The following is a 16760-nucleotide window of genomic DNA, read 5'->3' as shown; positions in this document are numbered from 1 at the left end:
CGTTTAAGATAATGTTATTATTGTGCGGAAATTTGTATTGTTCGGCTTGATTAAAGAGTCGGAACAGATATCGATTAAGATTTGCACAGTGAGTTATTACTAAATGAATAAGACCAAGTTAACGCTTAAAGATGTCGCACAACAACTTGGCGTATCAACCGCAACTATATCGAACGCTTTTAACCGCCCCGACCAATTATCCAAAGCAAGAAGGGAAGATATTCTCTTGCAGTGCGAAAGAATAGGGTACTCGGGGCCAAATAAAGCCGCGCAAATTCTGCGTAAAGGAACTTCAAACATTGTAGCTCTCGTACTTGCTGATAGTATTGCCTATATGGTAAGCGACCCGGTAGCGAGTACGTTTATTAAAGGGGTTTCTACTACGCTCCAACAGCAAGGTAAGCACCTTCTTCTTTATGCCGGCGATTCAAAAAGCATTTTAGACGTGGTTGACTTTGTCGATGGCTTCATTTGTTATGGAGCTCCGCGAAACTACAAATTAGCTCGCGAAATTGCCGCACAGCCAAAGCCTGCAATAACCGTTGATTTTGACATCGTCGATGTGCCATCGATCAACATAGACAACGAAGATGCTGCTTACCAGGTTGCCAAAGCTGCCATAGAAAAAGATGATGTGGTTGCAATCCTTGGACTGCGCCTAATAGACTCGCCCTCTACATGTCGAATTTACGATAACCCGCTTATTGATACCGACAGCTCTATTTCTCACCGCCGTCTTGATGGCTATTTGCGGGCTGCTGAAGAGAAAGGAGTGTCAATTCAAAACGAGTGGATATGGCATCTTCCAGAAAGTGATAGAAACTATGCAAGGCAGGCAGCAAAAGAAGTACTTATGAGTTCACCTCGCCCATCTACGGTATTGTGTATGAGTGATATTATTGCATTAGAGCTACTACACAGTGCAATCGCGATGGGTATTGATGTGCCTAATGAGTTAAAAATAACTGGGTTCGACGGTATCGAAGAGGCGGATCGAGCGCGACCCCACCTTACAACCATATGTCAATCTAGCGTATCGAAAGGCGAGGCTGCTGCTAAGGCATTATTGGCAGGAGAAGTAAGAAAACAAATCCTGCCCTTCGACCTAAAGATCGGCGAAACAGTGGGGAAGCGGTAGCGTTTAATAATGAAATTAATCGTTCCAGACTAAAGCTTTAAAGTGTTTACGGCACATCGATTCGTATGTGTCGTTGCCGCCAATTTTTACTTGGTCTCCGCCTTTCACTGCGTTGCCATCTTGGTCGAGCCGGACAACAAAATTGGCTTTGCGACCGCAGTGGCACACTGTTTTTAGTTCGAAAAGTTTATCTGCCCATGCCAAAAGGTAATGGCTTCCCTCGAAGGTTTCACCAAGAAAATCAGTTCGCAGTCCGTAAGCCAATACAGGGACGTCTAATTCATCTACTACTTCAACTAATTGACGAACTTGCTCTTTAGTTAAAAACTGTGCTTCGTCTATAAAAATACAATCAAGTGGTCGTGCTTGTTCATCTGCTTTAATTGATTCAAAAAGGTTGTCTGCAGTCCCGTAGAGCTTTGCATCTGCCTGCAAACCTATGCGAGAGGTAACTTTACCAACGCCAAATCTGTCGTCTATGGCAGCAGTATAAATAATAGAGTGCATACCGCGTTCGCGATAGTTATAGGCAGATTGTAAAAGTGATGTGGATTTTCCTGCGTTCATCGCGGAGTAGTAAAAGTAAAGTTGTGCCATTGTCGTTAATTTTTATCGTTATACCAAGATTTAAGTTCTGCGAGCTCAAGAGGCTTAGCAAAGTAGAACCCTTGTAGGTAGTCTGTACCAAGCTTTGCTAGGTGTTCTCGCTGCTCGTTTGTTTCAATTCCTTCAGCAATCGTCTTGCAGCCAAATTCTTTCGCCATTAATAGTGTTGCTCTTATAATTGTATCACTCTCTTCAGACCCATTCTGTACAAAAGATCTGTCTATTTTAATAAAGTTGAAGGGCATGTTTTGTAATCGAAATAGCGAAGAGAACCCGGTACCAAAATCGTCAATGGATATTTTTACCCCTCTGGTTACCAGTGCTTGCAGCCTTTCAGATACTAACTCTTCATCATTGGCAAAAACACTCTCTGTAATTTCTAATGTAAGACGCTCTGGAGCAACTTGTGTTGTTGCTAATGCGCTATCAAGAATATGGATGAACTCATCATTGAGTAATTGCGCGATAGAAACATTTACAGATATGCAAACTTCACTGGCACCAGACCAATGGGATAAATCGATAAGCGCACGATTAAGCACCCAAGCACCTATTTCTGGCATCATCCCTGATTTTTCGGCAAGAGGGATAAACACACAAGGCGAAATATTTTCACCTTCGCAAGTCCACCTCAACAGCGCCTCTACCGATGAAAGAGTGTTGGTTTTTACGTCGATAATAGGCTGATAGTGAACACAGAGCTCGTCGTTGTCTATGGCATAGCGAAGGTGCTCGCATAAATACTGCTCTCGTTTAACCTGGTTAAAGAGCGTTTGATTAAACACTCCAATTGAACCTCGCTGTTTTCGTTTTTGATCATACATCGTCAAGTCGGCATGCTGAATTAAGTCCATTGAGCTACTGCCGTGCTCGGGAAACATGGCAATGCCAATGGTAGCGTCTAGGGTTATTTGATTTTGGTTTGCCACCACAGGCACGTTTATCCCACTGCGCATGGCTTGCGCTATTGTTTTTGCTGTGTCTACATTGACGTAGGGTATTACGGCTACAAACTCATCACCGCCCCAACGCCCGAGATGATCTTTTTCGCAATACTTGCGCAGTCGCTGCACGGTCTCGGCAAGGATTACATCCCCCACTTTGTGGCCCAAGCTATCGTTCACCTGCTTAAAGCCGTCAAGGTCAATAAAAAGTAGTGCGAAGGTGCCGTTCAGTGCCTTAGCATTATCAAGCAGAGGAGACATCTGTTTAATAAATCCATTTCTATTGAGTAAACCTGTGAGTTGGTCGTGATTAGATAAACGAAAAAGTGCTTCTGTGCGCTTACTCACTTTAATTTCTAAACTTTCATTAACCTCATCTAGCTGCTGATTGGTTTGGCGAAGCAGCGTATTAACCTTTTCCGTTTCTTGCCTCTCTATACTCATTTGTTCCATTAACGCGGTGTTTTTTGTTTTGAGGTGCACCGTATCTACAAAAAAGTTGTTATATCTAAATGCACTGGCAAACATGCCAAACCAAAAAACAATGCCGAATACGCCCAAAACAAAAAACTCATCGTGATATACCAGTGCACACAAAGACATTGGAATAATAAGTGCTGTTGCGTAGATAGCTACAAGCACTTTACTTGGTGAAAGGACAGTGCTGCCACCAGCAGCCATATTGGCGATAACAACCATAGTTACTGCAAGCTCAATAGTTCCCATAGAGTCAAACAGTAATAATGTATAAGAAGCCCAGATGAGTCCTGTGGCAAATAGTCCCATGGAAAAGCGCAAAAATGCAGGGTAGGGGTTGTAGTTTCGACCTCTAAGGTTCCTTCGCCAATAAACAGCATCCAAAAACCGGGCGACTAATACAAAACACATCACAAATAGCAAAGTTAGCTTTTTTGTTTGAAGGATAGGGTCTGCTGGCAGAAAAAATAGTACAAGCCCTGAAAAGCAGAATGCCGTCATGGAAAGGCCAATCAGACAGTTTTCCATGAGCATATTTACAGCATCTCGTTTAATACTCTCTTTTGTTGCTTCACCGTGGTTAAGATGCAAAATACAACGCCTTTTCTTGTCTTTGTGTTAAGTACTAATAAACTTATGGTGGATTCGATTAAGATACGTTAATGACTTTCTAAATCGTTTTCTAACCTTACACTATTTTTTGTGACTAACGTGCAATAGTGATAAGTAATTTGTTAACACAATTCATCAGTAAATTAGTTGATTTAAATTAACAAAAATTACCAAAAGTAAGGCAACCTCATACTATTTCCGTCATTCTTTACTACAATTATCTTAGCAGTAAAGGGTAGGGATGACCGTAATTGCACGTTGTACAAGGCTATTCTTCATTTTTTCTTAAACGTTTTAACTTTATTTGGTGCAAACGTTTATCTTTAAAATCATTTATATACCTGTAAATGAAATGTATGTTAGACGAATTGCTATACCTAATTGTGAAAATTTTCTTCACAGAATCTTTACAAGACAAAAAACTTGGTATACATTCTTAATCGATTAAGCAGCGGGTGCAATCGCTGTGTCAAATTAACACGCTATTTGGATTTCAAGGCTCTAACACACCGCCGGAGAAGACATGAAAAACACACTTAAATACAACACATTGACACTCGCTGTTTGCGCAGCACTTTCTTCAACCGCTTTCGCACAAGAAGCAGCGCCTTCAGATGCTGAGAAAAAAGCAAAAGAGAAGTACGAACAAATTGTCGTCACTGCTGCACCGGGTGGCGCGACTATGCAAGAGGCGAGCGTTTCAGTTAGCTCCTTCGACGAGAATGATATCGTTAAATTAGCGCCTCGTTCTACTGCTGAAGTTTTCCGCGCATTACCAGGTATTCGTGCTGAATCATCAGGCGGTGGCGGTAACGCTAACATCACTATCCGTGGTATTCCTCTAGCGACTGGTGGTTCAAAATTCTTACAAATTCATGAAGACGGCCTTCCAGTTTTAGAATACGGTGACATCAACTTTGGTAACGCTGATAACTTTATTCGTTACGACTGGTCTGTGGCAAATGTAGAAGCCATCCGTGGTGGTTCTGCATCAACATTTGCGAGTAACTCTCCAGGTGGTGTTATCAACATGATCAGCAACACCGGTGAAGTAGGCGGTGGCGCTATTGGAACTTCATTTGGTGTCGATTATGAAGAGTTCCGTTTAGATTTCCGCTACGGTGGTGAAATCAGCGACGACATGTACTACCACATTGCGGGTTTTGCACGTGGCGGCGAAGGTCCTCGTGAGACTGGTTACAATGGTGATCAGGGCGGTCAAATCAAATTCAACATCACTAAGATGCTAGATAACGGTCATATCCGTTTCTATTACAAAAATCTTGATGATAAAGTTTCGACGTACCTTCCTTCTCCAGTATTGGTGAAAGGCGATGGCGAGTATGGTCCTGTTCCAAACTACGATGCAAGTTCACAGGCTCTTAACTCTGCGTACAACACTAACATCTCTACTTTCGATAGCTTCGGTAACCCAGAGAACCGCGATGTGCGCGATGGCATCGAGTCAAAAGTAAGCTCTTTCGGCATCGAAGTTGATTTAGAAGTAGCTGACAACTTATTCCTGTTAAATAAATTCCGTACTTCAGATATCTCTGGTGGCTTTATTGCCCCATTCGTAGACGGTTTCCCTACTGGCCCTGGTGACGTATCTAACTTCGCTGATGCATTATGTGCAGGTGCCCTAGATGGTGACGGCAACGCGCTTAACTGTGATACTACTACAGTAACACTAGCGAATGGCCCAGGTGCGGGTAACGCATACTCTGGTCAAGCGTTTACTAACCTACAGTTCGACACCCGCATTAACGATCTTGGCAACATGATCAATGATTTCAGCTTGCGTAAAGAATTTGATAACGGCGTTGACCTAACTGTTGGTTACTACTACTCAAACCAAGAAATCGCGACTAGCTGGTCAAGCTGGCAGACGTTCATCCAGACTTTGGATGGCTCTAACTCACAAATGCTAAACATCACTAATGGTGACGGTGTAGACCTTGTTTCTAACGGTTTACTGTCTCCTAGCTTCCTTTCATGGGAATGGGATCTTAACTATGTGACAACTGCGCCGTACATGAACGTTGGTTTTGAATTGTCTGACAACATTCTTATCGATGCGTCAGTTCGTTATGACACAGTGGAAGCTTCTGGTGAGCTAATCAACTCTTGCTGTGGTGGTAACACAGATTTTGATATCAACGGCAACGGTGTGATTGAGCAAATCGAAGATGCATCGGCAACTAACAGTGGCTTTATTCGCGGTGGTGTAATTAACCTTAACCGCGCAGGCGCAGCATCACAAATCGTTGATTACGATGCGAACAACACGTCTTACTCGGTGGGTGGTTCATACCTTCTTAGCGATAGCCAAACGTTCTTCGCTCGCTACTCTAAGGGCGGCCGCGCAATAGCAGACCGTTTGTTACAAATCGGCGGAACGCTTAACCAAGACGGAAGTCTTACTAGCACTACATCTGGTTTTGATACGACTAAACAGCTTGAAGTTGGTTATAAGTACGGTACTTCAGACCTAATGATTAACGCTACGTTATTCGATACGGTTACCGAAGATACACAAGCGGAAGTAACTAGCGGTCTTACCTTCATGCGTGAGTACGAAGCAACAGGTCTTGAATTTGAAGGTCGTTGGAATGCCACTGATAACTTCGTAATGGCTGGTAACTTAACGTGGACAGATGCGGAAATTAGCAGTGATGTTAACAATGCAGCAATCGTAGGTAATACACCACGCCGTCAAGCAGACTGGATTTGGACAATTACACCTGAGTACGTAACTGACACTTGGTCTGTAGGTGCGTCACTACAAGGTTCAACTGAATACTACGTGCAAGACAACAACGACCTTAAGCAAGAAGGCTACACGCTAGTTAACTTGTTCGCGACTTACTGGGTTAACGACCAGTTCTCAGTAGCACTTAACGTGAACAACGCAACTGATGAGTTCATCATCACAGAATCTGAAGAAGGTTCTGCAGCAGTAGGCAGCTATGTACGTGCTCGTCCACTGAATGGTCGCACAACTGTACTATCTCTTAAGTATATGTTCGACTAAGAGAAGCCATAACATTAACTTGAGTCACTAGTGTTAATAACGTACTCAAATTAATAGCGAAAAAAATGCCTGCTTTATGCAGGCATTTTTGTTTTTGGGGCTCTATACCATTCCGCATAGATACTTACCCACTCAGCGAGACTTAAAATGTTCGTAATCGCGGCGTGTTACCGCAGGTATAGGGTTCTACATCAAGGTGACACAACAAAGAGTACGGACATTTTAAACTCGCCCTTCGGGAAGGCCTGGCAAGCTTCCTAGCTTCATTCTGGGAATTTGGAAGGAAATAGCCATTACTGCATTCCCACGCTTTGCTAGGAAACTTGCCAGCGCCATCTGAGTGGGCAATTATTTATGCGGACTGGTATTAATGATAGTAGAGCTATTCTGTCGCTTCCTCTTGCCTCATAAAAATTGCTCTATAAAAGCAGCTTAATTCACTTAGCGCTTTCGGCGTTATTCACTTTGCTAATGGCAAGCTGGTGCTCGATAGCTTTCGATAAGGCTGGCTGAAGGTTGAGATGCTTTTTGTTAATCACATGAATTAAGCTATGTTTTACCAGCGGAATATAATTAAAGCCGAGCTCCTCAAATACGTGTAAATCTGAAAAGTCACACTAATACCTATTTGTTTGTACGCCCTTTCTATAAGGGGCTTATAAAATTTATTTACCTGTGGGTGGTTTATATAGCCAACAACAAAATGGGCATCATCGTGGTCGGCATATCCAGAGTTGGGAAATAGTGCGATGGCAGGGCCTAAAAGAGCCAGGCACACTGAAACGGCGCTTTTAGCGTAAGTCGTTTTAAAGGCACGTGCGGGCATTTAGTTTCTATGCTTATAAGGTTCATAATGTTAAGTAAGCGTAGAAAACAATCACATAATATTCCATTATTTTAAAAACAACTGTGCAATTAAGCATGTAAATGAAAAAGCCCTGACAAGTTGTCAGGGCTTTGTTTGTTAGCGTTTGAATATCCGTTAAATTAACAACGTAAATCAACGCAATATTCAATGTTGATGTTTATGCAGCGTTTTTGCCGCCATCAACTGCTTTCAATGTTTGTGACGCTGGCAGTAACTCTAGGTCGAACGTGTATTCATCAACACGTACAGCTAGCTTACGCTTCTCATTGTAGTCATGCAGTTTTGCTGCTTCTTCAGCGTTAATAACACCTTTTTCTTGAAGCTTATTAAGCGCATGCTCAAAAGAGATAAACGGAACCACAGGCTCTTTGCGAAGCGCTTTTTGCACTTTGCTAAGTAAGTGAGCAACGGCGTGTTTCGCTTTAAACGCTTGCTCGTTAATGTCGTTACCATCACCTGGAATTACACGTACTAGGTGGGTTAACTGGTCCTTCACACTGTTGTCTTGCATAGAAGCAAGTGACAATTCACGTACTAGGTCGTCGCTAATACCCTTAACACTGTTTGTGTAAGTGTTAGTTAACAAACGCATTAGGCCGCGCGTTGCTGTATTCGGGAAATTGTTGATAAAGTTAACAATCGCCTGATCAGCCTGCTGTAGAGACCACTGTATCGCGTACTCAAAGTACGGTAGTGCCAGCTTTCTGTCTTCAATGCGTTGCTCGTAGAAGCGAATTGCCGCCATCGCACCGTATAGATAACTCATTACGTCGCCTAAGCGAGCAGACAGAAGCTCTGCTTTCTTAAGGTCGCCGCCAAGCACAGCAAGAGACAAGTCAGCAAGTGGCGCTAGTTTTGCAGCAATGCTGTTCACACGCTTTTCATACTGACGTACTTCTGGCAACGCTGACTCAGACTCGCGTAGGAAAGGTAAGTAACCTTTACCTAAACTGCGGAACGCGTTTTTAACGCTAAATCCGATAGTTTTGCGAAGTACTTTGTTAAATTCTGCATCAGCAGAACTTTCGTTGCTGTGAATTAGGTCAACCATATCTTTAAGGTGTGGGTGACAACGCATTGCACCTTGACCGAAAATCATTAGGTTACGTGTAAGGATGTTGGCACCCTCAACCGTAATGGCAATAGGTAGCGCTGAATAGCCGCCTGCCAACGTGTTTTGAGGACCACGCTGAATGGCCTTACCTGCCTGTACGTCCATTGCCGAGTTTAATACATCACGACCTAGCTCGGTCATGTGATATTTAGCAATAGCAGTTACAACAGAAGGTTTAACACCTAGGCCCAAGCCTTCAGTAGTAAGAACACGCATAGACTCGAGCAGGAATGTTTTACCCGCGATGTCTGCCATCTTCTCTTGAATACCTTCAAAACGACCGATAGGTAAACCAAACTGTTCACGTACAAAAGAATACTCAACGGTGCCTTTAAACGCTGTTTGAGCACTCGCAACGCCCATCGCTGGTAGTGAAATACCGCGACCTGCACCTAAACAGCTCACCAACATCTGCCAACCGCGGCCAATGTTTTTCTGACCACCAATAACGAAATCCATTGGTATAAACACGTCTTGACCACGAGTCGTACCGTTGTAGAAACGAACGCCCATTGGGTCGTGACGATTACCTAACTCAACACCAGGGTGCGACTTAGGTAGCAATGCACAGGTAATACCGTGTTCAAATTTATCGCCAAGAAGTTGGTCTGGATCGAATACTTTAAATGCCAAGCCTAACACAGTTGCGATAGGCGCTAGAGTGATGTAACGCTTGTCCCAGCTTACGCGAAGGCCAAGAACTTCTTCACCGTTGTATTCACCTTTGGTGACGATTGCTGCATCTGGAATAGCGCCCGCATCTGAACCAGCCTCTGGGCTAGTTAGGGCGAAACATGGAATGTCACGACCGTCTGACAGACGAGGCAACCAGTATTCCTGCTGTGCTGTTGTACCGTAATGCATAAGCAGTTCGCCCGGACCTAACGAGTTAGGTACCATTACGGTTACTGCAATTGCGCCGCTTTTCGCTGCAATAGTAGCCACTATGGTAGAGTTTGCGTAAGGGCTAAACTCTAGTCCGCCGAATTTCTTCGGGATTATCATTGAGAAGAAACGATTCTTACCCAAGAAATCTATAATCTCTTGTGGGATATGCTTTTCGTTTCCAAGCTCAAAATCGTCAATCATGCCCAGTAGCTCTTGTACTGGGCCATCTAAGAAGGCTTGCTCATCCGCACTCAGTTTTGCCTGAGGGATGTCGCGAAGTGCCTGCATGTCGGGCTTACCCTGATAAATCGAAGATTCAATCCATACGTCACCCGCGTCCAGCGCTTCTTGCTCTGTCACTGAAATTGGGGGAAGCACTTTTTTTAAGCTAGTTCTAATACTCATGTTTACTCATCCGCTCATCTGACCAGTTGTATTGGTTAATACTACAACAAATTTACAAAAGATCAAAAAAATTCGTCGATTGAGAAGTTAAAATCCTGTAATGTCCATGTAAATCAAGAGGTTAGATGTTCAAACGCTCTTCACCTGACAGTTAATGTAACATCGATTAAATCTAGTCAGACGTTTGGGAGATAAGCGCAGTGTCTTAATGATGGTTAAAGGAGTACACTTTTATCAAAACAAATTATCAAAACAAATGCCAAGGAGTTGTGATGGCTCACAATTCAGAACAGTCGCCATTCTATTTAGCGCACCCAAAAGTATCCTTGCTCATTACCGCTATCGTGATGGTTGTTGCGTTAATTGGCGCGCAAAACCTTTATTTTAGAGGAGATTATAAAGTCTTCTTTGAAGAAAAAGACCCTCAGCGGCTAGCATTCGAAGAGATGCAGGATACCTTTAATAAGTCTGAGAATGTAGCGTTTATGATCGTACCCAAATCTGGGAATGTCTATAACACTCAAACACTCAACCTTGCTTTTGAACTAACGGAAGCTGCATGGCAGATGCCTTTTTCGACCCGGGTTGAGTCTGTATCAAACTATCAAAATACCTACGATCTAGACGGCGACCTAATTGTTGAAGACCTCATACTTGAGAAGATGAGAGCAGGGGAAGCAACTGCACACGTTCAAAAAGTAGTAGAGAGCACTCCTGAACTCATTGGTCGTCTTGCTTCTAGAGACGGAAGAGCACTGGTGGTGAACACCATCATTCAAATGCCCGATGGCGACCAAACTAGACATATACTGGATATTGCAAGTGCTGCTAAGTCATTGAAAGCCGACTTACTGGCGCGGTATCCTAGTCATGACATCTACTTAACTGGCATTGTGATGATGAATGATGCGTTTGCAATTGCTGCAAGTCACGATGTTATGACGTTAATACCAGCGATGTTTCTTCTAATATTTGTTTCCATAGCAATTATTGTTCGCTCGCTTTGGTCTGCAATTTTTACGATGGTAGTGGTGAGTGTGTCTATCGCTATTACCATGGGAGTGACCGGCTGGTTCGGTGTGTTTTTAAGCACGGCCACAGTAAATGTCCCCACCGTTATTACCACGTTGGCCGTTGCAGATTGTATTCATGTAATCGTTGGTATGAGGTATTTCCAGCGAAAAGGGAGGTCGCCTCACGACGCTATTCTTGAAAGTGTAAAAGTGAATAAAAAGCCGATATTTATAACAAGTATCACTACTGCAATCGGCTTTCTTATGCTTAACTTTTCTGCCGTTCCCGTGCTTGCTCACTTAGGAAACATGACTGCCATTGGTGTTATGCTGGCATGCTTATTCTCGCTTACTGCGTTACCGGCCATGTTATCACTAATACCTCAGATACCCAACAATCGTTCTCAGAATGCATTGTTCACAAAATGGGGGCAGTTTGTAATTGTAAATCACAAATTAGCGCTTCTCTTGTCCAGCGCAGTCATTCTGACTATAAGCCTGTTTGCACTTAACAACCGCTTAAACGATATTGCAGTAGAATATTTTGATGAGAGAAGTTCTTTTAGGCAAGCGGTAGAAGTAAACAATAAGATATTTGGTGGAATGTCCAATATAGACTTTGTTCTATTCACGGATATTCCCTATGGCATTACAAAGCATGAGTTTTTAGACGACGTTGAATCGTTTTCAGATTGGTTAGAAAAACGGGATGAAGTCAATCACGTATTGACGTTTACAGATACGCTGAAACGTTTGAATAAAAATATGAATGGCGACATTGAGAGTTTTTATGAAATTCCAAATGACTCTGAGCTAACGTCGCAGTACTTGCTTTTATATGAAATGTCACTGCCTTTTGGGTTAGATCTAGGAAACCAAATAGATATTGATAAGTCAGCGTTGCGAATAGTAGCTGTTACTCAAAATTTAGGCAGCAACGAGCTAACAAAGCTAGAAACCGAAGCAAAAGCATTTTTTCATACCTTAAATAGCAGTTATAGAATAGAGGCGGCGAGCCCGCCCCTCATGTTTGCTCATATCGGCGAGCGAAATATGTCTAATATGGTGTGGGGCAGTATATTTGCTTTAGTACTCATCTCTGGTCTTATCATATTTGCTTTGCGTTCTGTTAAGCTCGGTGTGGTTAGCTTACTTACTAATCTACTACCAGCGGCAGTGGGGTTTGGTATATGGGGAATGTTGTCAGGTGAAATTAATATGGCACTTTCCGTAGTGGTAAGTATGACAATGGGCATAATTGTAGACGATACCGTCCACTTTCTATCAAAATATCAAACTGCACGCATCCAAAACCAAAGTAACGAGCAAAGTATTCTTTTTGCTTTTGATTCCGTTGGCATGGCGTTAACGACCACCACTATAGTTTTGACATTGGGCTTTGCCGTTCTTGCTTCCTCTAGTTTTATGCTTAACGCCCACATGGGCATGTTAACAATAATTATTATTATTGCAGCGCTGCTGGTTGATTTTATTTTTCTTCCTGCATTACTGGCTTGGTTGGGAAACAACGCGCATAATCGTAAAAGTAGAGCAAAATTAGCGCAAACTCAGAGAGGGTAGAATATGAGCGCCACATGGACAAAAGCGTTATTACTTATCACTTTCGCAATAGTCCCACCTAGCACGTTATTAGCAAGCGATAGTACAAAAGCTATTGAAATTGCAACGGAGAGAAAAAAACGTGATTTAGGATGGGAAAGTTCAGAAGCCAGCGTCACAATGCTTCTTCGTAACGCCCAGGGACAAGAAGCAAAGCGGGCTCTTAGCATAAAATCTCTTGAAATTGACGGCGACGGCGATAAAGCCCTAACGGTATTCGACTCACCCCGCGATGTGAAAGGCACCGCATTTTTGAGTTTTTCTCACGCACTAAAGCCTGATGAACAATGGATTTACTTACCCGCGTTGAAGAGAGTAAAAAGAATCTCTTCAAGAAATAAGAGCGGGCCATTCGTAGGAAGTGAGTTTGCGTTTGAAGATATGACATCCTACGAAGTAGAGAAGTTTTCTTATGAGTACATTGGCGAAGAAGAGGTAAATGGCGAAGAGTGCTTTGTTATCAAGCAAGTCCCGCAATATGAATATTCAGGGTATACATCACAAAAAGTGTGGATAGATAAATCGCATTACCGAGTGCAAAAAATTGAATTTTACGACAAAAAAGAAACACTGCTTAAGGTTTTGCATTTGAAAGACTATCAGCTTTATGAAGATAAGTTTTGGCGACCTATGCGAAGTGAAATGCGAAATGTTCAAACTAGAAAGTCGACCTATTTGATCACGGAAAAAATAGATTTTAATACAGAGCTTTCAGACGGTGACTTTGATAAAAACAGGTTGAAAAGAGCGCGATGAAAAAAGGATGGGCGTGTTTTGCGCTATTTGTGGCTAGTAATAGTTATGCCGATATAGAAATTTCAGGCGTTGTGGGGGTGGAGCAACGCTACTTTTTGCAAGATGCACTTTATGAAAATCAGGAGCGAAGCTACAGCTCTGCTTTTCTGATGCCCGAGCTATATAGTGAATGGAATGGCGGTACAGACACGTTAGTAGTGAAACCATTTTATCGTATAGACCAACACGATAATGAAAGAACACATGGCGACATTAGAGAATTTCAATGGGCACATTACGCTGACTCTTGGGAAACAAGAGTAGGAATAGGAAAAGTGTTTTGGGGGCAAACAGAATCGTTGCACCTCGTCGATATCATTAATCAAACTGATACGGTAGAGCAGGTAGATGGCGAAGCTAAGCTTGGCCAACCTATGGTGAATTTTAACTATTTTTCCGACTTCGGTATGTTTTCTATCTATGCAATGCCCTACTTTCGAGAGCGGACGTTTCAGGGAGAAAATGGCAGGCTAAGACCTCCAATCGCAATAGGTGAAGCACTGTACGAATCTGATGACGAAGAGCGAAATATGGATGTCGCTATTAGGTGGCAGTCTTCCATAGATGATTGGGAAGTAGGTTTTTCAGTCTTTTCGGGTACCACACGCGAGCCTGAACTTGTTACTGTTCTGAGCGCAGATGGTGAACCTGAGATTCTGCCTTTTTACGCCCAAATTGACCAAGTTGGCGTCGATCTTTTAAAGGTTTCTGGTGCCTGGCTATTTAAACTTGAATCTATTTATCGTTCTGGTCAAACTGAAAATTTTGCGGCATTAGTCACCGGATTTGAATATACTAAGCAGGGCGTGTTTGGTTCACGGTATGGATTGGGCTTTTTGGCCGAGTATCAATTTGATGAGCGAGAGGACAACTTTTTTGCCGTGGGTCAGAATGATTTAATGGCTGGGCTTCGGGTAATGCTTAATGATATTGCCGAAACCGAAATGCTGTTTGGTTTTGTGCAAGATTTAGAAGAAAAAGGAACCTATTCGGCCTTTGTAGAGGCGTCTAGTCGCTTAACGTCAAACTGGAGTTGGAAACTCAACGGGTATTTCTTCTCATCAGACGATATTGAAGATCCTTATTATTTTTTACGTAGAGACGATCACGTACAATTTTCACTAGAGTATTATTTTTGAGGTTTAGATGAAGCAGTATTTATGGATGGCGGGTGCATTATTAATGGGAACATTGGGTTGTTCGAACGCAGAAGCTGCACCTGAAAACTACGGTGTGATCACGGTAGGTTATACGGATTTTGAATTTAATGACGGGAGCGATCGCGAAGTCGCATACAGTGCAGCATATGGTCATAAAATACATCGCCAATGGTATGCTGAAGCGGGTTACATGAACTTATTCGATTACACTGAGAGTAACGAGAATGGCAGTGTTGACGCGCAAAGTGAAGCCCTTTATCTAGCCGTTCTTGGAAAAGCGAGCAGCACTACTGGCGAACTTTTTTATAAACTTGGTGTAGCGAGAGTAGATGTTTCTGCCACTCTCTCTTGCGGTACAGATGCTGTGCCAGCAACCTGTGGTTACGACGAAGGTCTAGCTGCTGGGTTAGTTGGTTTGGGTTTCGACTATTATGTGTCACAAAATGCCATGATACGTCTTGAATATACATACCTCGGCGGTGAAGATAGCTTTTCTACCAACATGCTGAATTTAGGATTGCGCTATAACTTCAATTGATTGATTTTTCGAGCAATCCAAAGCAAGTCTAAACGAGTATTAATCTTAGGCGGTTATAAAAGGTTAAGAGGATACTAGAAAATGAAAAACGAATTAGACAGCAAGTTTTTACTCCAAGTGTTCGATAAAATTCGCCAGCACGGCGCAAAAGAAGGCGATGAGTATAAGCTGATGGGCATAACCGCGTTCACTGACCACGACGGATACACCTTATTCATAGAAGACGTGAACGTAAAGCTGCAATTCGGCTTCCATAACAAGTACCATTTCGACTACGACTCGAGCGATCACTACAATGCTTTTGAGAAAAAGCTTAAAGAGATTGATAAAACTTACTAGAGCGCTGCAAATTTAAAAAGCTAGCAATTTAAAGAGCTATCCAATTGAGTATTTAAATTTTGCGGTTGCATAGGTGGGCTGTCTAAATAGGCTGGCCCATTAAGTATTAAGCTGCAATCAAACCTCAAACTACAAACCTCAAAACGCAAAACCTCTTCAGGCTTCTGTCCAGTCCCATGTCTTATCAATGCGTGCTTCGCATAGCTGAAAATAAATCCTTCTGGTACAATGCCAACCTTTATATTTATGCAGAATTATACGGATAGTAACTTGGCTGCAGCAATTAAAGCTCCAGAATTTAAACTCTCTTTTCTTGGTCCTCGCTATTGGCCTGTGTGGTTAGCTGTAGGTATTTTGTATCTAATAACTTGGTTACCACTACCAATCATTCGAAAATTGGGTGCCGGAGCGGGCAAGCTCATTGCGTTAATCGTGCCTAAAAGAGCCAAGGTGGCTAAACGAAATATTGAGCTGTGGAATCCATCATTATCTGTTGATGAAGTGGAGAGTCTTTATCGTGAAAATATTCGTCGAACAGGTATGGCGCTATTTGAGACCGCAATGGGGTGGTGGTGGCCTACTTGGCGAATACAGCGTGCGTTTGAAATTGAAGGTGCTGAACATATAGAGGCGGCTAGGGCAGCCGGAAAGGGGGTGTTTGGTATGGCGCTTCACAACATGAACGTTGAGTTTGCTTGTCGAGGTATCGGCTATTCCTATCCTAGCGTCGCTTTTTACCGAAAACATAACAACCCTCTTATAGATTATCTTCAGTATCATGGACGCAATCAGTCAAACAAATATATGATTGATAAGCGCAATGCAAAAGCACTGTTAGCAGCGATGGAAGACAAAGAACTATGCTTATATTTGCCGGACCAGGATTATGGCCCTAAACAGTCTATTTTTGTTCCTTTTGGTGGGGTAAAAGACACTGCAACTACCACGGCAACGTTAATGTTTATTCGTCGCTCTGAAAGTGTTCCTATGTTGATTACTTCGCAATACACGAAGAAAGGCTACAAAATTAAGATTTTTCCGCCGTTGCTTGGCCTAGGTGAAATGGAAGACCATGACGCTTTAACCTTGCTTAATGAGCATATCGATAAAGCAGTGAAAGAACAGCCAGAAAGTTATTTGTGGATGCACAAGCGGTTTAAAACTCGCCCATCGAAGTCATCTCCCTCGCTTTATGATTAGCAAAATGTG

11 protein-coding genes are annotated in these 16760 nt (G+C 42.7%); 8 read left to right on the top strand and 3 right to left on the bottom strand.

The features are described from left to right. Positions 1–103: 103 nt before the first annotated feature. The gene (locus BM528_RS13410) at positions 104–1138 is read left to right on the top strand and encodes a LacI family DNA-binding transcriptional regulator (RefSeq protein ID WP_071980245.1); all 1035 of its coding nucleotides are present in this window, start codon (positions 104–106) and stop codon (positions 1136–1138) included. Between the two features lie 15 nt (positions 1139–1153). Here BM528_RS13410 and BM528_RS13405 read toward each other — a convergent pair whose 3' ends face one another. Further along, the gene (locus BM528_RS13405; RefSeq protein WP_071980244.1) at positions 1154–1735 is read right to left on the bottom strand and encodes a thymidine kinase; all 582 of its coding nucleotides are present in this window, start codon (positions 1733–1735) and stop codon (positions 1154–1156) included. Positions 1736–1740: 5 nt separating this feature from the next. Continuing rightward, positions 1741–3756: a putative bifunctional diguanylate cyclase/phosphodiesterase gene (locus tag BM528_RS13400; protein ID WP_232230490.1), complete on the bottom strand. Its 2016-nt coding sequence runs from the start codon at positions 3754–3756 to the stop codon at positions 1741–1743. 544 nt (positions 3757–4300) lie between these two features. Here BM528_RS13400 and BM528_RS13395 point away from each other — a divergent pair. After that, on the top strand, positions 4301–6811 hold the full coding sequence (locus BM528_RS13395) for a TonB-dependent receptor domain-containing protein (RefSeq protein ID WP_071980243.1): 2511 nt from the start codon (positions 4301–4303) through the stop codon (positions 6809–6811). 1025 nt (positions 6812–7836) lie between these two features. On the opposite strand, the gene BM528_RS13385 is transcribed toward BM528_RS13395, so the two are convergent. After that, a complete protein-coding gene (locus tag BM528_RS13385) occupies positions 7837–10086 on the bottom strand; it encodes an acyl-CoA dehydrogenase (protein ID WP_071980241.1) in 2250 nt (749 codons plus the stop codon). A 272-nt stretch (positions 10087–10358) separates the two neighbouring features. On the opposite strand from BM528_RS13385, the gene BM528_RS13380 reads away from it, so the two are divergent. The 6 genes from BM528_RS13380 (at position 10359) to lpxL (ending at position 16751) form a co-directional block, all read left to right on the top strand. Next, positions 10359–12680 carry an efflux RND transporter permease subunit gene (locus BM528_RS13380; RefSeq protein WP_071980240.1) on the top strand — a complete coding sequence of 774 codons (2322 nt, stop codon included), beginning with the start codon at positions 10359–10361 and terminating at the stop codon, positions 12678–12680. A gap of 3 nt (positions 12681–12683) precedes the next feature. After that, entirely contained in the window at positions 12684–13475 is a 792-nt protein-coding gene (locus BM528_RS13375) for an outer membrane lipoprotein-sorting protein (protein WP_071980239.1), read from the top strand. Next, positions 13472–14653: a hypothetical protein gene (locus BM528_RS13370; RefSeq protein ID WP_071980238.1), complete on the top strand. Its 1182-nt coding sequence runs from the start codon at positions 13472–13474 to the stop codon at positions 14651–14653. The genes BM528_RS13375 and BM528_RS13370 overlap by 4 nt, the downstream gene beginning before the upstream one ends. Positions 14654–14660: 7 nt before the next feature. Next, entirely contained in the window at positions 14661–15212 is a 552-nt protein-coding gene (locus tag BM528_RS13365) for an outer membrane beta-barrel protein (protein WP_071980237.1), read from the top strand. Between the two features lie 81 nt (positions 15213–15293). Next, positions 15294–15551 carry a DUF3081 domain-containing protein gene (locus BM528_RS13360; protein ID WP_071980236.1) on the top strand — a complete coding sequence of 86 codons (258 nt, stop codon included), beginning with the start codon at positions 15294–15296 and terminating at the stop codon, positions 15549–15551. Positions 15552–15821: 270 nt separating this feature from the next. Continuing rightward, the gene (gene lpxL, locus BM528_RS13355; RefSeq protein ID WP_083595400.1) at positions 15822–16751 is read left to right on the top strand and encodes an LpxL/LpxP family Kdo(2)-lipid IV(A) lauroyl/palmitoleoyl acyltransferase; all 930 of its coding nucleotides are present in this window, start codon (positions 15822–15824) and stop codon (positions 16749–16751) included. Positions 16752–16760 lie beyond the last annotated feature (9 nt).

Source organism: Alteromonas sp. RW2A1 (assembly GCF_001886475.1).
Classification (GTDB): domain Bacteria; phylum Pseudomonadota; class Gammaproteobacteria; order Enterobacterales; family Alteromonadaceae; genus Alteromonas; species Alteromonas hispanica.
The sequence above is the reverse complement of the archived record's forward strand: the minus strand, read 5'-3'. Positions and strand labels throughout refer to the sequence as shown.